A 25,150-nucleotide genomic window follows, 5' to 3' on the forward strand; every position below is an offset into this window, starting at 1 on the left:
ATTTCTATCATTTAATCTTAATTCTATTAGATTAATGATAATACTATCATTTAATTATTGCATTAAGTCTAATGATAGATATTGTATGCGATTTGGCTCGCTATCATTCAGGTATAGTCTTTTGATAGACTGCTTGTTTGCGGAATGTTCCGATTTGAACCACGCAGATTCAAATCCCAAGTGCAACACATTTGTAGTCAGTTGAAAAAGTTAGGTGTATTCATAGAATCATTAGACTTTTTCAACTCGCAATTGGAAAGCACACAATGAAGAAATACACCCAACTCTCTCAAGATGAAAGATACGAAATTTATGCTACTTTGAAAAGTAAAAGTTCAATCGCCTCCCTTGCTCGGGAGTTAGGACGTTCACGATCAACCATCTACCGTGAATTAAAAAGAAATACTGGACAACGTGGATATAGAGCTCAACAGGCAGCTAAATTTGCAAGTCAAAGACGGTATCGTCCTTCATCATCAATGACAGCATTTGCCTTCGCTTATATTGATTATTTGATTGGTTTGGACTGGTCACCAGAACAAATTTCAGGTGCTTTAACACAACGCGGTTGGCTGGATGTACCTTCACATGAGTGGATTTACCAGTACATTTATCAAGATAAATCAAAAGGCGGTAAACTTCATCTACACTTAAGGCATCAGAAGAAATATCGAAAACGCGGTTACAAAAACACGGATCGTAGGGGTCAAATCATTGATAAAACAAGTATTCACTGCCGAGACCAGGTCATTGATCAACGACAACGTTTAGGAGATTTCGAAGGTGACACGGTGATTGGTAAACATCATAAAGGTGCTTTATTGACTCTCGTTGATCGAAAGAGCCTGTATGTACATATTGTTCATTTAGGGCCAACGAGAGCATCCTCTCAAACGATTACTTGTGCATTAGATCGTTTACAAATGAGCCATGCTTATAGTGTAACATTTGATAATGGCAAAGAATTTTCCGAACACAAAAGAATTACTGATGTTGGCATAGAGACGTATTTTGCTGATCCTTACAAGTCTATTCAACGAGCAAGGAATGAAAATACGAATGGTTTAATCCGTCAATATCTGCCAAAATCATCATCGTTTGATGACGTGTCAAACGAACAAATAGAGCAGATAGAATTTGCACTCAACCATCGTCCTAGAAAAACACTAGGTTGGTATACACCGAGTGAAGTTATGGCTGGTTTTTATACTGTTGCACTTGCCGCTTGAATCCGCCTTTTATTATTCGAAGTTTATCCTAATAGTAAATACACTTTTAGAATTCCTATTTTCATACTGAATGGTTCCATGATGAGCATTAATAATTGCATTAACAACAGCTAGCCCTAAACCAGTTCCGCCAAATGCTTTATTTCTTGAGTCTTCTATCCTGAAAAAAGGTTTAAATAGTTCTTCTTGATATTCCATAGAAATACCTGGCCCGTCATCTTGTATCATTAATGTCCATATATGTCGTTGAACAAATGATGTAATACTTAGTAAGCCTGGATTGGCATAGCGTATAGCATTATCTACTAAAGCAATTAATACCTGTTCCATTCGGCGACTATCACAATACACTATGTCATCTGATACTTCAGAGTGAATAGTAATTTTAGCTTCCTCTAATTTCTCACTAAACATTAAAATAATTTTTGATACGCTTTTTTGGAAATTGGTTGGCTCTATATTTAACTTAAGCTGTTGATTCTCAATTAAACTTAATACTCTCAGATCCTCAACCAAATACGATAACCCTTCAGTCTGGTTTAGTAGACTTTTCATTAGAGCGGGACTAGGCTCAAATACATTATCGACAATACCCTGTAGTCGGCCTTGAAGAATTGTAACTGGAGTACGTAATTCATGTGCTATCGCTGCATTCCACACATGAGCATTTTTTATTGAAACTTCAAGTTTATGGGCCATATCATTAAAATTATCTATAAGCTCTGAAATTTCAGCATTTACATATTTATTGTTTTCAACTCTTGCTGTTAAATCCCCTTGACTAATTTTTTGAGTTGCTACGGCTATAGATTCAATTGGTCTAACAAATCGTTGAGAAAGCCGTATTCCTAAAAAAATAGATAAGAAAAATCCTATAATTAATACTATTAGTAACCAAACTAAGTCTAATAAATGAAGATAAGGCCAGTTCTGCCCAAGTTTTTCCCATGTAACTAATTTCGCTTCAATGGCAATGGCATAAATTAAATAACCAAAAGTTAAAGTAAAAAAAGTAATACTAAAATTCAAAATACTGAATGTAATAATTAGCTGTTTACTAATTTTAATTTTAATTTTACTTTTACTTTTCATTTAAATTATCCAAACGATAGCCTACGCCTCGTACATTAATAAGCATATGATTTAAGCCATGTTCTTCAAGTTTTTTTCTTAATTTACTCACATGACTATCAACAGTTCTTTCTAAAGCATTACCATCTGGCATGCAATAACTCATCAACTCTCCTCTAGTAAACACCTTATGTGGTTGTGCTATCATGAGCATTAAAATTTTATACTCTGTTAAAGTTAAGTTCAGCTTTGGTGATGATGAACTTAAATTAATAAATACACTATGAGTATCCGTTTGAATTTCAATATTTTTATAATGCAAATTCTTATTTTTTGCTTGCTGGTTTTGTTGGCTGCGTCTTAATACAGCATATACTCTTGCTACGACTTCATTAGGATTAAAAGGTTTTACCACAAAATCATCAGCGCCCATTCGGAGTGCCATAACTTTATCAATATCTTGATCAAGTGCGGTTAACATGATGACTGGGGTATCATTAGTTTGTCGAATTTTTTTAAGAACATCCCATCCATTTATTTCTGGTAATTTAATATCTAACAATAATAAATCAATAGGTTGAGACGAATGGAGCTCTATAGCTTGTCTACCGTTCATAGCACGTATGACACGCATCCCTTCTTTTTTTAGATACTGTTCAATAATATCACCAATATCATATTCATCCTCAACAACAAGAATTAGTTTGTCACGGCAATCAAATGAGAATGAACTATCAAACATAAAATAATCCTTTACTAAGAACTTATTTATTTTATCGATATTTTTTTTATTCTCCACACTTTTTCCATAGTTTATCAACGATAAATACACAAATATTAAAAATAATGTAAATATCTAAAACTGTATGAGTTTTTCCATATGAAGAAGCCTCTGTTACTTCCACTTTTTTTATCTATTGGCCTTATCTTACAAGGCTGTGGCTCTGAAGAAGCAGCTCAGACTGAAACACCTTCGGCAAAAGTAAGTGTATTAAATGTTCAACCACAAACAGTAAACTTCAGTGAAAATCTTCCAGCTCGTGTACATGCATTCCGAGTAGCAGAAATTCGCCCTCAGGTTGGTGGAATAATTCAAAAAGTACTATTCAAACAAGGCAGTGAAGTAAAAGCTGGGCAACCCTTATACAAGATTAATTCAGAAGTCTTTCAAGCTGATGTTGCAACAAATCAAGCTGCATTGAAAAAAGCGGAATCAGAAGTTAGTCGATTAAAGACCCAACTTGAGCGTTATCAAGAGTTGTTACCTAGTAATGCTATTAGTAAACAAGAATTTAGTAATGCACAGGCCCAATATCATCAAGCTCTAGCTGATGTTTCACAAATGAAAGCCAGCCTGACACGCCAAAATATTAATTTACAATATGCAACCGTGAGAGCACCTATTTCAGGACGTATTGGTCAGTCTTTTGTCACTGAAGGTGCATTAGTTGGGCAAGGAGATGCTAATGCTTTAGCAGTGGTTCAGCAAATTGACAAAGTATATGTGGATGTAAAACAATCTATTACAGCTTATGAAAAACTACAAGCTGCTTTACAAGCAGGTAAATTATCCGCAAATGCTGATCACAACGTCCAAATTTTAAATAATCAAGATCAACCTTATAACGTTACCGCAAGACTATTATTTGAAGATATTAATGTTGACCCTGAAACTGGCGACGTAACTATGCGTATTGAAGTTGACAATAAAAATCGTCAGCTTTTACCAGGGATGTACGTTCGAGTGAAGATGAGTCGTTCTTCCGTTCCTAATGCCTTACTAATTCCAGAACAAGCGATTCAATATGACAACAGTGGACATTCACAAGTTTATATTGTGAATAGCAAAGGAATGGCTGAGTTACGCAAAATCGAATTAGGTCAACAACATGATCAATTTTACACAGTCAATCAAGGCTTAAATTCAGGTGACCGTATTGTTGTCGAGGGTATTGACCGGATCCAGCCAAATCAAAAACTTGAAATCACTACATGGAAAGTATCAGGACCTAAAAATACGTTTCCAAACGCAGAAGTCAAAGCCTCTACAACAAAAGGAGGTGAATGATTATGTCTCAATTCTTCATCCGCCGCCCTATATTTGCATGGGTGATTGCGATTTTTATTATTCTCTTTGGATTACTCAGTATTCCTAAATTACCTATTGCCCGTTTTCCAAGTGTTGCTCCACCACAAGTGGTTATTACAGCCGTTTATCCTGGTGCAACGCCAAAAGCAATTAACGATAGCGTAGTAACGTTAATTGAACGGGAAATGTCAGGCGTAAAAAACTTACTTTATTATAGTGCAACAACAGATACATCAGGTTTAGCACAAATTACTGCGACCTTTAAGCCTGGTACAGATGTAGATATGGCTCAGGTAAATGTACAAAATAAGATTAAAACTGTTGAAGCCCGCCTGCCGCAGACTGTACGCCAACAAGGTTTGTTAGTCGAAGCATCTTCTTCAGGCTTTTTAATGTTGGTCAGTCTGAGTTCACCTAATGGACAACATTCTGAAGTCGATTTAAGTGATTATTTAGTTAGGAATGCTGTTGAAGAATTAAAACGTGTTGAAGGCGTAGGTAAAGTTCAATCGTTTGGTTCAGAAAAGGCTATGAGAATATGGGTTGATCCAAATAAATTGGTGTCCTATGGCTTATCTATTAGTGATGTAAATAATGCTATACGTAGTAATAATGTTGAAATTGCACCCGGTCGATTAGGTGATGTACCCGCTGAAAAAGGACAACTCATTAGTATTCCCCTATCAGCACAGGGCCAACTTAAAAATATTGATGAGTTCAAGAATATAAGTTTAAAAAGTAAAGTAAGTGGTAGTTCAATAAAACTATCAGATGTTGCTAAAGTTGAAATGGGTTCACAAGCCTATAGTTTTGCTATTTTGAAAAATGGTAAACCTGCTACTGCAGCAGCAATCCAGCTCAGCCCTGGTGCTAATGCAGTAAAAACCGCTGATGGTGTTAAAGCTAAGGTTGAGGAACTAAAACAGAATTTACCAGAAGGTATGCAACTAGATATACCTTATGACACCGCTCCATTTGTCAAAATCTCAATTGAAAAGGTAATTCATACATTACTTGAAGCCATGGTTCTGGTTTTTATCGTGATGTATATATTTTTACATAATGTTCGATATACATTAATTCCAGCGATTGTAGCACCTATTGCTTTACTTGGTACATTTACAGTGATGTTATTGATGGGCTATTCCATCAACGTACTAACTATGTTTGGTATGGTGCTTGCCATCGGAATTATTGTCGATGATGCCATTGTCGTCGTAGAAAATGTTGAACGAATCATGGCAACAGAAGGCCTCTCACCTAAAGAGGCTACCTCTAAAGCCATGAAAGAAATTACTAGTCCTATTATTGGGATAACACTAGTACTTGCAGCCGTATTTTTACCTATGGCATTTGCAAGCGGCTCTGTAGGGATCATCTATCGTCAATTTACAGTGACGATGTCTGTATCCATTTTATTTTCCGCTTTGCTAGCTTTAGTGTTAACTCCCGCACTTTGTGCCACCATTTTAAAACCGATCAATGGTCATCATCAAAAGAAAGGGTTCTTTGCATGGTTTGACCGTAGTTTTGATAAAGTGACTAAAAAATATGAAGTCATTTTGCTCAAAATCGTTAAACACACTATTCCAATGATGATTGCCTTTGTTGTCATTACGGTTGTTACTTTTGCTGGTATGAAATATTGGCCTACAGCATTTATGCCAGAAGAAGACCAAGGTTGGTTTTTAACAACATTCCAACTTCCATCAGATGCAACACGTGAAAGAACCCAGAATATTGTGAAAGAGTTTGAAGGACATCTAAATCAAAAACCTGATGTGCAAAACAATATTTCCGTTCTTGGCTGGGGTTTTGGCGGTTCTGGACAAAACGTTGGGGTTTCATTCTCAACACTAAAAGATTTTGAAGAAAGAAAAATGCCTGCCTCTGAATATGTCAATTCACTTAACGCAGCTATGGCAAAAAGCAATGAAGGTAGCGTTATGTCTATATTGCCTCCGCCAATTGACGAGTTGGGTACATATTCAGGTTTTAGTCTACGGTTACAAGACAAAGCCAACTTAGGTATGCCTGCTCTTATAGCAGCTAAAGAGCAGCTGATTGAAATGGCTTCTAAAAATCCAAAGCTCTATATGGTTTGGGCTGAAGGTTTACCTGAAGGCAATCGTGTGAGCTTGAAAATCGATCGTGAAAAGCTTAATGCTCTTGGTGTTAATTTTGCTGATGTATCAGACATTATTTCAACCTCTATGGGGTCAATGTATATCAATGATTTCCCGAACCAAGGTCGTATGCAACAAGTGATTGTTCAAGTCGATGCAAAATCACGTATGCAGTTGGAAGATATTCTTAATCTCAAAGTAACAGGTTCAAGTGGCCAATTGGTTTCGTTATCAGAAGTTGTGACACCACAATGGAATAAAGCACCACAACAATATAATCGCTATAACGGACGTCCATCTTTAAGTATTGCCGGTATTCCAAACTTTGGGACATCATCTGGTGATGCCATGCGTGAAATGGAGCAAATGATGGCCAAACTTCCTAAAGGAATTGGCTATGAATGGACTGGTATCTCTCTACAAGAAAAACAATCAGAATCACAGATGGCATTTTTATTGGGCCTATCTATGCTGGTGATCTTTCTTGTACTCGCTGCCCTTTATGAAAGTTGGTCGATTCCACTATCAGTTATCTTAGTTATTCCATTGGGTATTTTTGGTGCTGTGATTGCAATTATGACGAGAGGCATGATGAATGATGTGTTCTTCAAGATTGGACTCATCACAATCATTGGTTTATCGGCCAAGAACGCTATTTTGATTGTTGAATTTGCCAAGATGCTTAAAGAAGAAGGTATGACTTTAGTTGAAGCTACCGTTCAGGCTGCAAAACTTCGTTTACGTCCAATTCTCATGACATCTCTTGCCTTTACATGTGGTGTTGTTCCTTTAGTCATCGCATCAGGAGCGAGCTCTGAAACACAACATGCATTAGGTACTGGGGTATTTGGCGGCATGATTTCAGCAACAATTCTCGCAATTTTCTTTGTTCCAGTATTTTTCATCTTCGTACTGGGAGCAGTTGAAAAACTCATTTCTTCAAAGAAAAAAACGACCCCTTAAGTTAAAAGAGCCAAAAGAAACATAAATGTTTCTTTTGGCTCTTCTTCGATATTACTGCTTTTACTATTTGGAGAAAATCATGCTTAAAATGCCAGTTCATTTAACACGAGGATTACTTGTTTCTTCCCTTTCCATTGCATTAACTGCTTGTATCAATATGCAGGCATCACAACCTGTACAGAAGTCGAATATTCCACAAAATTTTTCACAAACATCTACGGGAACATCGATTGCGGAAAATGGTTATAAAACTTTCTTTTCTGATCCTAAGTTACTACAAGTAATTGAAATTTCAATCGACAATAATCGTGATTTACGTACTGCCGCCTTAAATATTCAACGTGCCCAACAACAATATCAAATTAGCAAAAATGATCAGCTGCCCACAATTGGAGCAACTGGTAGTGCAGTTCGACAAGTCGAATCCTCTATTAATCCTAATAACCCATATTCGACTTTTCAAGTTGGCTTGGGTGTAACCGCTTATGAATTAGATTTCTGGGGACGAGTCCAAAGTTTAAAAGATGCCGCTTTAAATAATTACTTTGCGACACAAAGTGCTAGAGATGCTACTCAAATTAGTTTAATAAGCCAAGTCACCCAAGCATGGTTAAATTATGCTTTTGCAAAAGATAATTTAAATCTTGCGGAGCAGACATTAAAAGCACAAATTGATTCGTACAATCTCAATAAAAAGCGTTTTGATGTAGGTATTGATAGCGAGGTTCCATTACGACAAGCTCAAATTTCTGTCGAAACAGCACGAAATGATGTGGCTAACTATAAAACTCAAATGGTACAAGCACACAACTTACTGAATCTTTTAGCTGGACAAACTATTCCACAAGATTTACTTCCAAATCAAAGAATTAAAAGTATTACAAAGGAAACAGCTTTCACAACTGGCCTGCCCAGTAATTTACTTAATAATCGTCCTGATTTAAAAGCAGCTGAATTTCAACTTAGAGCAGCGGGTGCAAATATCGGTGCAGCAAAAGCACGACTATTCCCAACAATTAGCTTGTCTGGATCCGCAGGTTATGCTTCAACAGAGTTAAATGATTTATTTAAATCTGGAGGTTTTTCTTGGTCAGTTGGTCCAAGTATTGACCTTCCTATTTTTGATTGGGGAACCCGTAAAGCTAATATTAAAATCTCTCAGACAGAACAGCAAATTGCACTTGCTAACTATGAGAAATCGATACAGTCAGCTTTTCGTGAAGTTAATGATGCACTTGCCGCTCATGCACATATCGAAGATCGTTTAGCAGCCCAGCGTCGTTTGGTCATTGCAACAGATGCAACATATAAACTATCCAGTGCTCGTTTTAGAGCAGGTATTGATAGTTATTTAACGGTATTAGATTCGCAACGCTCTTCTTATGCAGCACAACAAGGACTACTTATCCTCGAACAAATAAAACTAAATAATCAAATCGAACTTTATAAGTCGTTAGGTGGAGGAATTGCGAGTTGAAAAAGTCTAATGATTCTATGAATACACCTAACTTTTTCAACTGACTACAAATGTGTTGCACTTGGGATTTGAATCTGCGAGATAAAAAAACAGCCATCTGTTGACAAGGTTTTTACAGGAAAACTTGGCAACAGATATAAATAAACCCAAAGAGCATATTATCACTCAAGATGGTAAGGCTGTTTAGCATCAAATAATTGTGAATAGACCATCTATGTAGGTTTAATAATGAAAGCTTCCAATCTTGATCCGAAACGCTGGTGGATATTGCTCGCTGTCGTGCTTGCATTTCTGCCGATTGTGATTGATATGACTGTACTGCATGTTGCGGTTCCCTCATTAACCCAATCGCTGAGTGCCACAAGCAACCAAGTCTTATGGATTATTGATATTTATCCATTACTTATGGCTGGACTTTTAGTTCCGATGGGAACTTTGGCTGATCGTGTCGGCAATCGTAAGATTCTGCTGATTGGCTTGGTTATATTTGGAATTGCCTCAGTCCTTGCGGCATTTTCCCAAACGGCTTCTATGCTGATTGCCGCACGTGCTTTATTAGCATTAGGCGGTGCCATGATTATGCCCTGTGTATTGGGTATTATTCGCAGAACCTTCGAAGACAGTCGCGAACGTGCCATTGCGCTGGGTATTTGGGGCACAATCGGATCAGCCGGTGCCGCCATTGGACCGCTCATTGGTGGGGGATTGTTAGAATATTTCTGGTGGGGTTCAGTTTTCCTGATTAACGTCCCAATCATGCTGGTTGTCGCACCAATGTGCTATTTCTTATTGTCCCGAAAAGAAGCTATAACCCCTGGACATTGGGCATTTGGTCAAGCGCTATTGCTGATTGTCGGTTTGATTTCGTTTGTATATGCACTAAAAGCAGGCTTAGGCGGTAAACAGTCGTTGTTGATTGTCTTGCCTTTGGTCGTTTTATCTATCGGCTTATTAACCATATTTGTACGCAAACAGCTGAATTCTCCTCAGCCGATGCTAGATCTTTCGCTATTTTCACGTCCTGCTATTTTAGCCGGCATTATTATGGCAATGGTTGCTGCAGGCGCTTTGGCAGGGGTTGAGTTAACTTTGGCAATGGAGCTGCAATATGTCATTCGTTTAACACCGCTGCAAGCCGGTCTTTTTATGGTTCCGATTATGGTTGCGGCCGCTATTGGCGGGCCTATTGCTGGTTTTTTATCCAATAAATTTGGACTCCGTCTGGTTGCGACCATGTCATTAATATTGGCAGCAATTGCGTTGGTCAGTTTGAGTTATTCAGATTTTCATCATCCGGGAATCATCGTTCCCTTTATTTTAGCTTCGATTGGATTAACACTGAGTATTGGTTTAACAGCTTCATCCATTGCGATCATGGGCTCAGTACCTGCAGAAAAGGGCGGTGCGGCAGGTTCACTTGAAAGTACAGGTTATGAACTGGGTACAGGACTAGGTATTACTTTATTTGGTGTTTTCATGGCCTATATATTTGGCAGTCATCTTCAAGTGCCGTCAGATTTAACTGCTGTTTTAGCAGAAAAAGCCAGACTATCGATTGGTGATACCTATTTAGTAGCGAGCCAATTACCTACAGAGCAAGGAGTTGCATTGATTAATGCAGGTAAAATAGCCTTCAGTTCAGCTCATGTGAATTTATTATCAACAGCAGGTATTATCATCGGCATACTCTCCATTGTGGTATTTTTTATGCTAGCTAAATATCGAGATGAGAATTCATTGTGATGAAATTTATTTGAGGATCATCAAACAGAATTGTTAAGTTCAGACATCAAGTTATCTTATATTTATCGCTTAAATGAAGCCTATTGATCTGAACTTAACACATTATAAATGAGTTGATGTCTTACGATTCAGTTGAATAGTAAAACAGCTGCCACCTAAGTTTTTGGATTTAGAATAATAAATATGACCTTGATGTGCTTCAATAATTGCATCAATCACTGCCAAGCCTAATCCAGTACCGCCATCTAGACGTGATCTAGAGTCTTCCAGACGATAGAAGGGTTTGAACAGGTGTTTAAGATGCGATTCATCAATACCTGGACCTTCATCTTCAAACGTCAATACCCAATGTTCTACTGTGGTTACAGATATAATATTTATGGCACTGTTGCAAATAGAGATTTGAGTCGATGATGTTCCCTTTAAAAAGTACTTAGAGACCGAAAACCCTGTTGATTAGACACACTTCACCCTGAGGCTGACCATAATAAAATGACGATGCTTGTCCTTTACGTAGTGCACGCATGACTTCAATACCTTTAATTGTGGCATAAGCTGTCTTCATAGATTTGAATCCTAATGTGGCCCTGATGATCCGCTTTAGCTTGCCATGATCACATTCAATCACGTTATTTTTATACTTAATCTGCCTGTGCTCAAGGTCTGGTGGACATTTACCTTCCCGTTTTAACCGTGATAAAGCACGTCCATATGTGGGTGCTTTATCCGTGTTGATCACTTGTGGAATTTGCCACTTCTTCACATTATTTAAAATTTTTCCAAGAAAACAATATGCTGATTTGGTATTACGTCTAGAAGAAAGATAAAAATCAATGGTATCGCCACGTTGATCGACTGCACGATACAGATAAGACCATCGTCCATTCACTTTTACATAGGTTTCATCAATATGCCACGAGCTCAGATCTGTAGGATTACGCCAATACCAGCGTAAACGTTTTTCTATTTCAGGAGCATAACGTTGAACCCAACGGTAAATAGTCGTGTGATCAACATTCACACCCCGTTCGGCCAGCATTTCCTGCAGTTCACGATAGCTAATGCCATATTTACAATACCAGCGCACAGCCCAAAGAATGATTTCGCCCTGAAAATGCCGACCATGGAAAGGATTCATATGCTGCACCTTTAGCTAAAACAGTCTTCAGCTTACCATTCGTGGTTATTTGCAACAGTGCCAAAATACCGACCGGCCGAAATTTCAGGAAATGTTGAACTATCTCCGGGAAGGGGACAGGGTTGTTGTACATTCCATGGATCGTTTTGCACGAAGCCTAAAAGATTTGGTTACCGAAGTAGATAAACTGGTTAAAGGAGGGATCGCCATCCAGTTTGTAAAAGAAAATATTACTTTTACGGCCCAATCCACCCCGATGGATAATTTGATGCTGCAACTGATGGGGGCTTTTGCACAGTTTGAACGTGAGATTATTCTGGAGCGACAAAAGGAAGGAATTAAACTCGCCTCTGCTCAAGGGAAGTATAAAGGCCGGGTACACAAATTGAAACCTGATCAGGCCGAAGCTTTACGACAAGCATGGAAGGAAGGGAAGTACTCTTCAAAAATGGCATTAGGCCAAGCATTTGGAATTAGTCGCCAGGCGGTATATCGGTATTTAAAAGCAGGTGAGTAACTCAATTTGAATTGGCGACTATATTTAGTTGAGATTATGAAAGCCTTAGAACGTGATAAATCAATAAAAAATCCTATTAGAAATTGAATGGGATTTTACAAAGTATTATGTTGCTGATTTTTAAAATATAAATAAAATGTATTTTATATAGGCTGCATTGGGCTAATTTTAGGACAGCTTAAATAGAAACTATTTTTCATAAAATATAGAAATAACTTAAAAGAAATTCCTAAAGTTATAACGGCACTGTTGCAAATAGGGATCTGAGTCGATGATGTTCCCTTTAAAAAGTGCTTAGAGACCGAAAACTCTATTCACCAGATACACTTCACCCTGAGGCTGACCATAATAAAATGATGAAGCTTGTCCTTTACGTAGTGCACGCATGACTTCAATACCTTTAATTGTGGCATAAGCCGTTTTCATAGATTTGAATCCTAAGGTGGCCCTGATAATCCGCTTTAGCTTGCCATGATCACATTCGATCACGTTATTTTTGTACTTAACCTGCCTGTGCTCAAGGTCTGGTGGACATTTTCCTTCCCGTTTTAACCGTGATAAAGCACCTCCATATGTGGGTGCTTTATCCGTATTGATCACTTGTGGAATTTGCCACTTCTTCACATTATTTAAAATTTTTCCAAGAAAACAATATGCTGATTTGGTATTACGTCTAGAAGAAAGGTAAAAATCAATGGTAAAGCCACGTTGATCGACTGCACGATACAGATAAAACCATCTTCCATTCACTTTTACATAAGTTTCATCAATATGCCATGTGCCGAGATGTGTAGGATTACGCCAATACCAGCGTAAGCGTTTTTCTATTTCAGGAGCATAACGTTGAACCCAACGGTAAATAGTAGTGTGATTAACATTTACACCGGGTTCGGAAAGCATTTCCTGAAGTTCACGATAGCTGATGCCATATTTACAATACCAGCGTACAGCCCAAAGAATGATTTCGCCCTGAAAATGCCGACCATGGAAGGGATTCATACACTGAACCTTTAGCTAAAAAACTATTTAGCTTATCATCAATGGCTATTTGCAACAGTGCCGTGAAAGGTCGTTCACAACTTCCGGACATGGTTGAAGATGCAATGAAGGGGGAAATTCAACTTGAGCCTTTTGTGACCCATACCATGGGCTTGGACAACATTAATGAAGCTTTTGACCTCATGCACGAAGGTAAATCGATTCGTACAGTAATTCATTACGAATAATCATATTGATTAGTACAGTACTTATAAATGAAGTACTGTACTAACAATGAGTTATATTTTTTAGCTTAATTATAACTATAAGTAAGCTATGAGCCAATTATAACTACTGGCTTGATCGTTATGCCAGTTTTTGAATCTTCAAATGCTTGATTAATATCATTAAAATTATAAAATTTTACAAGCTTGTCGAAAGGAAATTTTCCTTCTTTATAATATTCAATGATTTTAGGAATATGTACTTGAGGAGTAGAGTCACCTTGTATCGTACCTACAATCGTTTTACCTTCCATCAAAATATCATTTGTAAAGTTTAAAGTTACATCTCCTCCCATACCGACAATCGAGATTTTTCCTGCTACTCTCAATGAATCTATTCCATTTTTAATGACAACAGGAACACCGGTCGTTTCAATTGCATAATGAACACCGCCATCTGTAATTTTTTTCACTTCTTCTACTACATTTAAACTTTGACTATTTAGAGCATGAGTAGCTCCAAGTTCTTTCGCTAACTCAAGACGATTTTCATGTATATCAATAACGATAATATTTTTTAGCCCTAAAAGATTAGCGGCCATCACTGCACTTAATCCAACTGCACCTGCTCCATAAATGGCAATAGAGCTTCCAGGTTCGGGTTTCAAGCTGTTCATCACCGTACCACTACCAGTTTGAATACCACATCCTAAAGGACCTAGTAATCTCAGATCTACATCATGATCCACTTTGACTATATTATTTATATTTGCTACAGCATAGGTGGCAAAAGACGACTGTCCAAAAAAGGTAGAGTAATTTTGACCATCCTTATGCAGTCGATAGGTTTGATCTTGTAGTTTTCCACCAAAATTAAGTTCAACAGTACGTATACATAAATTGTGGTGCCCTGTAAGACACTGGGAGCAAGAGTTACAGTATGAATAAGATAGGACGATATGATCACCCACTTTTAAATGAGTAACGTTTGAACCAACTCTTTCAATAATTCCTGAGCCTTCGTGTCCTAATACTGCTGGGAAAGGAGTTCCATTTCCTTTTATTGATTCTGCATCAGTATGACAAATACCAGATGCAACTATTTTTATTAGAACTTCATCTTCTTTAGGTTCTTCAATTTCGATTTCTTCAATAACTAATGGATAATTTTTTTCTTTCGCAAGTGCAGCTTTGATTTTCATACATTTTTCCTTAAATGTAAGTGTTATCTAGCTTTTCGCTAGATAACCTATAAATTAATATGGTCTAGATCTTCATTTAATAAGTCGAATAGAGTGGGGTTCTAGATATGATTTCAATGTTTCATTGATGTCTAATTCACGACCAATACCACTTTGCTTGATTCCACCAAATGGCATGCCGAGTTGTAAAGAGTCAAAACTATGACTATTAATAAATGTACTACCCGCCTCTATCTTTTGTGCAATATCATAGGCAAGCTCAATATTGTCAGACCAAACAGATGAACATAGACCTTGCTCATTATCATTTGCATATTCAATCGCTTGTTCTACAGTTTCATAACCGATCAGTGGAATAATGGGTCCGAATTGTTCCTGCTGAACAATCTCTAATGAGTTATCTAGGGTTTTCACGACGTGCGGTAGAACGTAGTATCCATTGTCCCATTGTTCTGGATTCAGTTTTTGACCTAACTCACGTACTTCACATTGATCCGAGGCTTTAGCATTTTCAATAAATTTCTGTACGATAGCCCACTGCTTTTTATTGTTGAGTGGGCCAAAATTGGCAGCTGAATTTAAGCCATGGCCAACTTTATATTTATCCACTTCTTCACAGAAAAGATCGAAATATTGATCAAGCTTATCTTTCGGCACATATATACGTTTAACTGCAAAACAAATTTGCCCACTACGTGTAAATACACCCTTTAATAATTTTGGTAGGATAGATTGGAAATCGATATCTTCTAAAATAATTGCCGCATCATTTCCACCTAATTCTAAAGTGACATCTTTAATTGTTTGCGCTGCACTTGCCATTACGGCTGCACCGGTGGCTGTGCCACCAGTAAATGCAACTTTACGAACTAGAGGGTGACTCGTTAAAATATTTCCTACATCTGCATCGCCATGTACGACGTTAATCACGCCTTTTGGAAATACGGCTGCTATTTTGGCAAGCAATTGAGTTAAAGCCAATGCTGAGAATGGAGAAGGCTTCAATACCACAGTATTACCTGCAAGTAATAAAGGACCTAACTTCATCATTGTTAATACAATAGGCATATTCCAAGGCACAATTGCAGAGATGACACCCTTAGGTCTTTTATGAATTCGTATCCAGCCTGTTTCTTCTGAAATTTCTTTAGGTATCAAAAGATCATCTGGAGCCTGAGCATACATACTCATTACGCCTGAACCCAAATAAAAATCAGTTTCTGCTTCCCAAAGCATGCCACCATGTTCAGAAATAAGCAGTTCTTTTAGTTCATCTTTTTTTTGAAAAATGAGATCGGCAGCCTGTTTTAAACAGTTTTGACGTTCAGCAATACTACTGTCTTTCCAGCTAAGAAAAGCTTGATGTGCAATATTAATAGCATTTTCGACATCATTTAAACTGGTATTACTAATAGAACCAATTTGATGGGTAAAATTCAGTTCATCGCACTTTGCCGGGAAATGCAGCACGGATCTTGAGGAAGAAGTAGTCCGTGTCGCGGTATCCATAGGCCATCCGCTTAATGACTTTGATCCGGTTGTTCATGCCCTCCAGCACGCTGGTGTTCAGCCGGTGGAGGGCACTGGAAACGATACCCTCCATATATGGCTCCAGCTTCTTGGCAAATCGTACCAAAGCATCAATTCCGCTACCGAGGGCCATGCCGGCCCATTCCCGCCAGGCGCTTCTGGCCGTCGTCTCGCTTTCCGCAAACCATAGCGTCTTAAGTTGGTCCTTGAGCACGTACACCGTAGTCAAGAACGCATTGGCGGCCAGGAGTTCGTCCAGCTTGACCGCCTGCTCGGGCTCAAGGTTGTCAGCATTGCGTAACAGTATCCAACGGCTGCTTTTGATCACCTTGCGGGCGACCTTGTCATCTCGCAGTTGATTGGCCTGATCAACTCGCACTCTATCCATCACTTCGCGGCCATACTTAGCCACCACATGGAACAGGTCGTAGACCACCACCGCGTTGGGGCACTGGGCCTTCACTTCAAGATCGAAGGCTGAGTTCATGTCCATGGCCACTGCCTCGATCTGGTTCCGGGCATCGCCTAACCACTCGAAGAACGGCCGGATCGCCTCACGCGAGCGGCCCTCGCCAATCCACACCACTTGCTGGGTGTCGGCACAGGCGACCACCGTGGCGTAGCGATGACCCTTGTGCAAGGCGAATTCGTCCATCATCAGGCGGCGCAATCGACTTCGATCTGGCTCGTGCAAATCACGTTTGAGCCGCTCCATGTCAATAGTCTTGACTGTATGCCAATGCAAGCCCAAAAGATTGGCAACATGACTGACGGGCAGCATCTGTACTAATTTCTCAATCCAGTTGCGCAATGATTGCGTAATACGGGAGCGCGGTGGTAGCCAATCGATCCGCTCTCTGGTTGGACCGCATTGTGGACAACGCAGCCGCCGCACAGGTACATCCAACTCGACGCGATACTGCATAATTGGTGACTCGCGAACTCGGCGCCAATTGATGTCATGTACCAGGAAACAAGGGCAATCGCATCGGCTACAAATTGGCGTATGCTCCTCGTCGTGTGTAAGACGGATCAGCAAAGTCTGTTCATCTAGAAGCCCATGAGACGCTGGCGAAAAGCCCTTCCAGAACAGGCTCCAAACATCAGCGCTAGTCATGATCATGGACCGATTGCGCGCTATCGGTGCCTTGTAGCGCCAAGGCATCATGTTCTTCTTGGCTGAGATGGCGTCTGTTGGGATTGATGCAGGACAGACAAAGCACTGCTGTTGCGAGGATGAGGCAATAAGCGATGATCGGCCAGGTGGTACCAGTCGATAAAAGCGTAATAATGAGTGTCCCGATAATCCCTAACAGTAGTCCACCCAAACAGAAGTAGACTGCTGTAGCGGTCCCAGCGATATGATCGAAACCTCGAAGAGCGGCATTGGGTGCCACCGATACCGCAGTGGCGATACCAACACCCACGAGCCACATCGGGGCGATGAAGCCAAGCACCGAGACCGGTGCCAATGTCTCGCCAACAGCGAGCAACAGCGCTCCCGCCATCAGACACCCCATTCCCACTCGTAAGGTCTTCAGGCTTCCCCACCGGGGAATCAGTCGTCCCATGATTCGCGCTGTAGCCATCATAGCGATGGCCACTGTAGCAAATAGCAAGCTGAAGCTAAGTTGCGATAACCCTTGCCTCCCCATCATTAGCCAGGGGGCGGTCGAGAAAAAGACGAAAAAGCTGCCCATCCCCGCGCTGTAACAGAGCGTGTACAGCCAGAAGTTCAGGTGTTTCACAGGAGTCAATAGCTGCGACCACTGTAGGTCTGCCGTCCGGTGCCGCCGAGTCTCTGGCCAGAGTCGCCAGGCTGCGATAACAGCGCCTATCATTGCCATCCCTAGCAAGCCGAAGATTGCGCGCCATCCGAGCCACGCGTCGACCAGCGCTCCTAGCAGTGGGCCTATCGCAGGAACCATCGCAAGCATAGAGCCGAGCAAGCCATAGATGACGTTGCTTTCCTCACGGCCCGAATAGATGTCGCGTACCGTCGCGAAAGTGGAAACGAGACATGCCGAAGCGCCGCAGGCCTGAAGAACGCGGAAGCTCAGAAAAAGTTCTGGCGATGAAACTACGGTGAGGCCGAATGAAGCCGCAATATAGGCAATCCCGCCACCAAGTAAAACGGGGCGGCGACCCAGCCGATCCGACAGTGGGCCGAAGAGAAGCTGTCCGGCTCCAAGCAAAACCAGGTATGCCGTCAACGTCAGCTGGATCGTCCCTGCACCGGACCCAAGTGCATCCGCCATGAAAGGCACCACGGGCAGGTACATATCCATGCCCAGTGACGCCAGCAAATCGAATGGTGATAACAGCAATAGCGTGGCGGGAAGAGAATACCGCCAAGAAAAATCTTTTGAGCGCACGAAGCCATCTCCTTAAGTTAAGAATTTGGCGGCGCTCTTGCAGAGCAACTAGGTTCTTGAGAACGCCGCAACAACCGAAAACGAAGGTTGCTGCGGCTTACTTGTCTGCTTTCTTGGTAGCGCTCATGTGCGGGTTATCTCATGGATGAGTCCATATCGTAACAATCTTCACGCTAAAGTGCAAAGAACCTAAAATTCCCTGGATCATATACAGGCTGAGTCTGGGTGGCAATGGGTAAAAAACGCCATTTATAAATCCTGAAATGTGAACTAGTGACATGTATTTCTCCTTGAAAGCACCCAGATTCATTCTGTAGTGTAAGAATAGATTCTCAGTATTTGAAAATTCAAAATAATGCATCCTTTATTTTGAATTTAGATAATATGAACTATATTTAAGAAGAAAAAATAGGCTAAAATGAGAGTTTAAGTTTCATAAAATGAAAGAATGAAAATTAGAGATAAAGTGAATGATCTAGAATTTTTTTTAAAAATTGTAGAGGCAGGTTCACTTACACGTGCTGCAGTCTTGTTGGAAAGCTCATTGCCATCAATGAGCCGTCGTCTATCTCAAATCGAACAGAGATTCGGCGTTAAGTTAATTGATCGAAATTCTCGACGTTTCAAGTTAACTGAAAAAGGGGAATATTTTTTAGAAAATACCCAGCATATTTTGTCCTTACTTGAAAAAATGGAAAATAACTTACAAGGTGAACAGGACTTTTTGACTGGACGATTACGAATTGGTTCACTCAATCAATTCGGGAAACAGCATTTAGCTGGTTGGATTGCAGAGTTTGCAAAACAATATCCTCATTTAAACATTGAATTATTATTGTCTGATTCAAAAGTAGATTTAATGGAACAGGAACTCGATTTCTCCTTTCAGATTGAAGTCCCTCTAGAGATTGATTACTGTTCTGTCCCGCTTATACAAGGTAAAAAAATTTATTGCGCATCTCCTGAATATTTTAAAAAGTTTGGAATACCCGATAATCCGTATAGTTTGGCGGATCATCACTGTCTCTGTTTGATCAGAAATCGGCATACATTTAGTGAGTGGCCGTTTATGGAGAATGGTAAAAATACAATAGTAAAAGTCTCACCTCAATTGTCTAGTAGTAGTAGTGAAATAGTTCATCAATGGGTATTAGCAGGCCAGGGCATTGCTTATAAATTGAATTGGGACATTCAAGCTGATTTATCATCAGGAAAAATAGTTGAATGTTTGACAGAGTTTAATCCACTGCATAGAAACTTATATATGGTTTATCGAGAAAATAATTCTACACAGCTAAAATACAAGTATTTCATTGATTTTATTAAAAATAAATTTTTAATATTAAGAAATAGTGTTTTGTGAAATTGATTAATCCAAAATTCTGATTCAGTTAAATCACCATCCTTATGAATCAGATATTTAATATCTTTTAATTAGATCATGTCCTTATAAATAATAAGTATCAAAAATTTAGATAGTTCAAGTTAAAAAATATAAATTGGATAAATTCTGAAAAATCGCTAATGATGGAAATCTAAGCAGTTTAGTAAGGAATGCTAAAAATGGACAAAAAGATTAAAGTTGCGGTGATTGGTGGTGGGATTGCAGGATTAGCACTTACTACACAATTGGTGAAAAATCAAAATTTAGATGTGCATCTTTATGAAGCAGCCCCGCAATTTTCTGAAATTGGTGCAGGAATTTCTTTTGGTGCAAATGCTGTAAAAGCAATTCACTTATTAGGCTTGGCGAACGAATATGAAAGTATCGCAGACAAAGTAAAAGCCCCTTTTACCGATATCTGGTTTCAATGGCGTAATGGTTATACCGATGAATACTTATCAGCTTCTATAGCTCCGAATGTGGGGCAATCTTCTGTACATCGCGCAGATTTTTTGGATACGCTGATTCCTTTGGTTCCGCATAAAAATGTGCATTTTAACAAACGAGTACAAGAAATTAAGGCTACAGATCATCAGGTTTCGATTCAATTTATAGATGGTCAGCGTGTTGAATGTGATTATCTGATTGGATGTGATGGTATCCATTCTGTAGTTCGTAACCATGTACTTGATTCTCACCAGCTGAAACGTGTAAGTCCGGAATTTTCTGGAACTTGGGCTTATCGTGGAATCATTAAATTTGAGGACTTTAAACAAGCCATTAAAGAGCTTGGTAATGATCCAGAACTAGCTGAAGTGCCTCAAATGTTGTTAGGTAAAGATAAACATATTTTAACCTTCCCAATTCGTCAGGGCGAAGAAATTAATATTGTTGCCTTTAAATCAGACCGTACCCAAACGACATTACCTGAAAATACGCCTTGGACTAAATCCGTTTCTAAACAAGAAATGTTAGATGACTTTGCGGATTGGAGTGAGAGTTGTCAGGCATTATTGAATCTGATTGAACAGCCGACGATTTGGGCATTACATGAAACACCACCTTTAACCACCTATAAAAATAAAACCCAAAATGTCATTGTGATTGGTGATGCAGCACATGCCATGTTACCGCATCAGGGTGCCGGCGCAGGGCAGGGCTTGGAAGACGCACTGATCTTGGCTAACTTATTGGCCAATCCACAGCTCACAGCAGAAAATATTAAATTGGTATCAAAAATTTATGAAGATATCCGTTTAGATCGCGCAGTTAAAGTTCAACATACCTCCCATGAGTCGGGGGAAATTTATGAACTTTATTCACCCGATTATCCAAGCTTTGAAGAAGTAGGCGCACATTTAGCACATCGATTTGATTGGTTATGGCAACACTCGCTTGAAAAGGATATTGAAGATGCTAACACAGCATTACAGCTGGACATTCAGCAGCATTTAAAACTGGTAGGTTGAAATTAGAAGTCAAATCGAAAAAGCAAAGGACGCTAAGTTTCTCACATGATGAGAGAAGCATGATTCACCAACAAATAAACATACTTAAGGAGCAATAGTATGAACCGTCAGGAAATTGACACTTTAGTTAAAAAAATGAATGTGGACACTGCAATAGGTCCAGTGGATGATCGCGTTCAACAAGTTGTGGTACGTTTAGTATCTGATCTATTCCAGGCGATTGAAGATCTTGACCTGACCCAGAGTGAAGTATGGAAAGGTCTTGAATATCTTACCGATGCTGGACAAGCTAATGAATTAGGATTATTGGCTGCAGGTCTTGGTCTTGAACATTTTCTAGACTTACGTGCGGATGAAGCTGATATTAAAGCAGGTATTACGAAAGGAACACCACGTACCATTGAAGGACCACTGTATGTCGCTGGTGCACCAGAATCTGTCGGCTTCGCTCGCATGGATGATGGTTCAGAATCTGATAAGGTCGACTTACTTTTTATTGAAGGTACTGTAACCGATACAGATGGTAATATTATTGAAGGTGCCAAAGTGGAAGTCTGGCATGCCAATAGCTTGGGTAACTACTCCTTTTTCGATAAATCACAATCTGATTTTAATCTTCGTCGTACTATTTTTACCGATCAAGATGGTCATTATACTGCTCAAACGACTATGCCGGTCGGTTATGGCTGTCCTCCCGAGGGTACTACACAGGCTTTACTCAACAAATTAGGCCGTCACGGTAATCGTCCTTCTCATGTTCATTACTTTGTTTCAGCACCAGGTTACCGAAAGCTCACGACTCAGTTCAATATTGAGGGTGATAAGTACTTATGGGATGACTTCGCGTTTGCAACACGTGAAGGTCTAGTGGCAACCGCGGTGGATGTAACTAATAAAGCTGAAATAGAACGCCGGAATGTAGATAAACCATTTAAACATATTCAATTTAATGTTGAGTTGGTGAAAGAACATGAATGTACTCCATCTTCTGATGTTGAACGTCGACGGGCTAGCGCATAATTTTTTAGGATGGATAGGTTGATCCTCTCCATCCTATAGACGTTTTACAAACTTCATGTAAAGACAAACTTAGAATTAATCCGAATTAGCATAAAAGATTTGTTAATCGTAACAATATACCGATAAGGAAATTATGGATCTGCGAAAGTACAGAAAATAAATACAGTGAGCATAGATATCTACTCGTTCTCACTTCAGTTATTACGTAGTGAATTATTAAAGTCTGTCAAATAAAATATTGCAATCTATATGACCAGGGAGGTCTGTAATGCAAAGTATTAATGCAAATGAAGTCATGGATCATGCTCCATTAAAAGCAATTCATTGGCGAGTGATTTTACTGAGCGCACTCATCATTATCTTCGATGGATATGATTTGGTTATTTATGGTGTGGCGCTGCCAAAGCTCATGGTGGAATGGCAAATTGATTCCATTACTGCAGGATTCCTGGGTAGTATCGCCTTATTTGGAATGATGTTTGGTGCGATAATTTTTGGTAGTCTGAGCGATAAATTAGAAGCTTACGGATTTAGCCGAAAAAAATTAATTATCTTATGTGTTTGTTTATTTAGTAGTTTCACACTTTTATGTGGCTATGCTTCGAATCCGCAAAGTTTTGGAATTTTCCGCTTTATTGCTGGCCTTGGTTTAGGTGGAGTAATGCCCAATGTTATTGCACTTATGACTGAATATGCCCCTAAAAAATTACGTGCTACGTTAGTCTCTTTAATGTTTAGTGGCTATGCAGTAGGAGGCATGTGTTCTGCCTTGTTAGGTATGTGGCTGGTTCCACAATATGGTTGGAAAATCATGTTTATTTTAGGAGGATTACCACTTCTATTATTACCTATGATTTGGTTACTACTCCCTGAATCGATTGATTATTTGGTACGCCGCAAAAAAACTGAACAAGCAATTCATATTCTCAAGCAAATTGACAGTAATATTACTTATACTACCCAAACGAGCATTAGCCTGCATCAAGCTAATCAAACTTCCTCTAAAACCCCAGTAAAAGATCTATTTACAGAAAATCGTGGTCCAATCACTCTTTTATTCTGGGGAAGTGTATTTATGGCCTTAGTTTTGGTATACGCCTTAGGAAACTGGTTGCCAAAACTGATGGTTGAAGCAGGTTATGATTTATCGACGAGCTTGTTTTTCCTTTTTGCTCTAAATATTGGGGGGATGTTAGGTGCAATTGGTGGTGGTTATTTCGCTGACCGTTTTAATCTAGCCAAAGTGTTATGTACACTCTTTATGAGTGGCGCTATTGCCTTATTTCTCCTCAGTTACAGTCTACCGACTTTTGTTCTTTATATTTGTATTGCAATTGCGGGAGCGGCTTCAATTGGTGGACAAATTTTATTACTGGCTTATATGTCTCAATTTTATTCATCTAATATACGTGCAACGGGTTTAGGCATGGCCTTAGGAATTGGACGTTTAGGAGCTATCCTAGGGCCAATTTTATGTGGCTGGTTACTGAGTTTAAGTTTACCGATCAAATATAATTTTATTGCTCTTGCAATTCCTTGTATCATTGCTGTTATCAGTGTATCGATGATCCACTTCCGCTTAAAGAAAACAAGATTGAAACGCACTGTAGTACAAGTCTAAAAGTGAATCAGGGAGGGGAATCCTCCCTAATATCATCGAGATATTCAAATTGATTGATCTAAGCCTTATTAAAGTTTTTATTATTGTTTATGAGACTAAAAATATCAGTCATGCTGCTGAGCGATTGAATTTAAGTCAGCCCTCTGTGACCTATAATCTAAATCGTTTACGTAAATTTCTAAATGATCCTTTATTTGAACGTGATAAGTTTGGAGTTAAGCCAACTAAACTAGCACAAAGCTTATATCCTAGCTTTAGCAAATCAATAGAAGAAATTGAAGTAGCAATTACTGCCTCTCAAAATTTCAATCCTAAAACTTCCACTCGAATATTTCGACTGGGTTTATCGGATTTGGGAGAAATATGTTTGCTACCATCTTTAATTCAGTATCTTTCAAAAGAAGCACCTTTTATTAAGATTGAAATCGAAGAAATCAGATCAAGTAAAGTTGAAGAATGGCTTGTTGATGGTTCTTTAGATGTTGCCGTGTTTAATAGTAGCTATACCGTTATGCCTAGAATTGAATCACGTAATGTATTTGAAGAGCGGTATATGTGTATAGCGCATAAACAACATCCCCGTATACAACAGCAGCCCAGTTTAAAACAATATTTACGGGAGAAACATGCTGCTATTAAATCTTCTACAGGGCATATTGAAATTGATCAAAGACTGAAAGAGTTAGGTTTAAAAAGAGAAATTATGCTAGAGCTACCACATTTTAGTGTCTTACAAGATGTAGTGAGCAGTTCTGAATTGTTGGTTACTTTACCCTCACGTGCTGCAAAAGTGTATGAACGAAACAGTGAGGTAAATGTTTTTGAATTACCCTTTGCCGTAAAACCCTTTAACGTCAGTGTTAATTGGTATAACCATCGAGATGATTTAGAAGCTCGAACTTGGTTTATCCAAACTTTACAAAATATTTTTAAGCTTCTTTAAACTCAAATATTGAATTATATAGGATAGTAGTCTTATATATTCTGAAAGAAA

General features: G+C 39.1%; 19 protein-coding genes and 2 pseudogenes. 12 read left to right on the plus strand and 9 right to left on the minus strand.

The genetic code is table 11. The features are described 5' to 3' along the window. Positions 1–266 precede the first annotated feature (266 nt). Entirely contained in the window at positions 267–1,229 is a 963-nt protein-coding gene (locus HYG93_RS15390; RefSeq protein WP_033917576.1) for an IS30-like element IS18 family transposase, read from the plus strand. A gap of 12 nt (positions 1,230–1,241) precedes the next feature. Here the strand turns inward: HYG93_RS15390 and adeS are convergent, their stop codons facing one another. Then, a complete protein-coding gene (gene adeS, locus HYG93_RS15395) occupies positions 1,242–2,321 on the minus strand; it encodes a two-component sensor histidine kinase AdeS (RefSeq protein WP_043041662.1) in 1,080 nt (359 codons plus the stop codon). After that, positions 2,311–3,042 (minus strand): efflux system response regulator transcription factor AdeR, encoded by a 732-nt coding sequence (adeR, locus tag HYG93_RS15400; protein ID WP_033917517.1) that lies wholly within the window; start codon positions 3,040–3,042, stop codon positions 2,311–2,313. Before adeR ends, adeS begins: the two co-directional genes overlap by 11 nt. A gap of 138 nt (positions 3,043–3,180) precedes the next feature. Here adeR and HYG93_RS15405 point away from each other — a divergent pair, with 138 nt between their 5' ends. The 4 genes from HYG93_RS15405 (at position 3,181) to HYG93_RS15420 (ending at position 10,698) form a co-directional block, all read left to right on the plus strand. Next, entirely contained in the window at positions 3,181–4,368 is a 1,188-nt protein-coding gene (locus tag HYG93_RS15405; protein ID WP_033917516.1) for an efflux RND transporter periplasmic adaptor subunit, read from the plus strand. Then, a complete protein-coding gene (locus HYG93_RS15410; protein WP_033917518.1) occupies positions 4,368–7,478 on the plus strand; it encodes an efflux RND transporter permease subunit in 3,111 nt (1,036 codons plus the stop codon). The genes HYG93_RS15405 and HYG93_RS15410 overlap by 1 nt, the downstream gene beginning before the upstream one ends. 88 nt (positions 7,479–7,566) lie before the next feature. Beyond that, on the plus strand, positions 7,567–8,955 hold the full coding sequence (gene adeC, locus HYG93_RS15415; RefSeq protein ID WP_370538948.1) for an AdeC/AdeK/OprM family multidrug efflux complex outer membrane factor: 1,389 nt from the start codon (positions 7,567–7,569) through the stop codon (positions 8,953–8,955). A 228-nt stretch (positions 8,956–9,183) separates the two neighbouring features. Beyond that, positions 9,184–10,698 (plus strand): MFS transporter, encoded by a 1,515-nt coding sequence (locus HYG93_RS15420; RefSeq protein ID WP_033917554.1) that lies wholly within the window; start codon positions 9,184–9,186, stop codon positions 10,696–10,698. 102 nt (positions 10,699–10,800) lie between these two features. Here HYG93_RS15420 and HYG93_RS15425 read toward each other — a convergent pair whose 3' ends face one another. Then, complete coding sequence (locus HYG93_RS15425) at positions 10,801–11,100, minus strand: ATP-binding protein (protein WP_306306510.1); 300 nt, start codon at positions 11,098–11,100, stop codon at positions 10,801–10,803. Positions 11,101–11,131: 31 nt separating this feature from the next. Next, a complete protein-coding gene (locus tag HYG93_RS15430; protein WP_001067784.1) occupies positions 11,132–11,836 on the minus strand; it encodes an IS6-like element IS1006 family transposase in 705 nt (234 codons plus the stop codon). Between the two features lie 61 nt (positions 11,837–11,897). On the opposite strand from HYG93_RS15430, the pseudogene HYG93_RS15435 reads away from it, so the two are divergent. Beyond that, positions 11,898–12,353, plus strand: a pseudogene (locus HYG93_RS15435) (recombinase family protein); the annotation flags it as partial. Positions 12,354–12,647: 294 nt separating this feature from the next. Here the strand turns inward: HYG93_RS15435 and HYG93_RS15440 are convergent. Then, positions 12,648–13,352, minus strand: coding sequence for an IS6 family transposase (locus HYG93_RS15440; RefSeq protein WP_058952605.1), 705 nt, complete (start codon positions 13,350–13,352; stop codon positions 12,648–12,650). A gap of 62 nt (positions 13,353–13,414) precedes the next feature. Here HYG93_RS15440 and HYG93_RS15445 point away from each other — a divergent pair. After that, positions 13,415–13,579, plus strand: a pseudogene (locus HYG93_RS15445) (S-(hydroxymethyl)glutathione dehydrogenase); the annotation flags it as partial. Between the two features lie 86 nt (positions 13,580–13,665). On the opposite strand, the gene HYG93_RS15450 reads toward HYG93_RS15445, so the two are convergent. The 4 genes from HYG93_RS15450 to cml all read right to left on the minus strand — a co-directional run bounded on the left by HYG93_RS15450 (position 13,666) and on the right by cml (position 18,662). Next, on the minus strand, positions 13,666–14,757 hold the full coding sequence (locus tag HYG93_RS15450; RefSeq protein ID WP_019838318.1) for an NAD(P)-dependent alcohol dehydrogenase: 1,092 nt from the start codon (positions 14,755–14,757) through the stop codon (positions 13,666–13,668). A 72-nt stretch (positions 14,758–14,829) separates the two neighbouring features. Then, positions 14,830–16,266: an aldehyde dehydrogenase family protein gene (locus HYG93_RS15455; protein WP_081316864.1), complete on the minus strand. Its 1,437-nt coding sequence runs from the start codon at positions 16,264–16,266 to the stop codon at positions 14,830–14,832. Beyond that, positions 16,199–17,404, minus strand: a complete 1,206-nt coding sequence (locus HYG93_RS15460) for an ISL3 family transposase (protein ID WP_020753573.1) — start codon at positions 17,402–17,404, stop codon at positions 16,199–16,201. Before HYG93_RS15460 ends, HYG93_RS15455 begins: the two co-directional genes overlap by 68 nt. After that, a complete protein-coding gene (gene cml, locus HYG93_RS15465) occupies positions 17,397–18,662 on the minus strand; it encodes a CmlA/FloR family chloramphenicol efflux MFS transporter (protein ID WP_020753574.1) in 1,266 nt (421 codons plus the stop codon). Before cml ends, HYG93_RS15460 begins: the two co-directional genes overlap by 8 nt. A gap of 466 nt (positions 18,663–19,128) precedes the next feature. On the opposite strand from cml, the gene HYG93_RS15470 reads away from it, so the two are divergent. The 5 genes from HYG93_RS15470 (at position 19,129) to HYG93_RS15490 (ending at position 25,099) form a co-directional block, all read left to right on the plus strand. Next, positions 19,129–20,025 (plus strand): LysR family transcriptional regulator, encoded by an 897-nt coding sequence (locus tag HYG93_RS15470; protein ID WP_158660397.1) that lies wholly within the window; start codon positions 19,129–19,131, stop codon positions 20,023–20,025. A gap of 200 nt (positions 20,026–20,225) precedes the next feature. After that, positions 20,226–21,515, plus strand: coding sequence for a salicylate 1-monooxygenase (gene salA, locus HYG93_RS15475; RefSeq protein WP_019838315.1), 1,290 nt, complete (start codon positions 20,226–20,228; stop codon positions 21,513–21,515). 99 nt (positions 21,516–21,614) lie between these two features. Beyond that, entirely contained in the window at positions 21,615–22,535 is a 921-nt protein-coding gene (gene catA / locus HYG93_RS15480) for a catechol 1,2-dioxygenase (protein WP_033917443.1), read from the plus strand. Between the two features lie 268 nt (positions 22,536–22,803). Continuing rightward, positions 22,804–24,156 (plus strand): MFS transporter, encoded by a 1,353-nt coding sequence (locus HYG93_RS15485; protein ID WP_019838314.1) that lies wholly within the window; start codon positions 22,804–22,806, stop codon positions 24,154–24,156. Positions 24,157–24,208: 52 nt separating this feature from the next. Beyond that, entirely contained in the window at positions 24,209–25,099 is an 891-nt protein-coding gene (locus HYG93_RS15490) for a LysR family transcriptional regulator (RefSeq protein ID WP_026438256.1), read from the plus strand. Positions 25,100–25,150 lie beyond the last annotated feature (51 nt).

This window comes from Acinetobacter sp. SwsAc6 (assembly GCF_013391565.1).
Classification (GTDB): domain Bacteria; phylum Pseudomonadota; class Gammaproteobacteria; order Pseudomonadales; family Moraxellaceae; genus Acinetobacter; species Acinetobacter cumulans.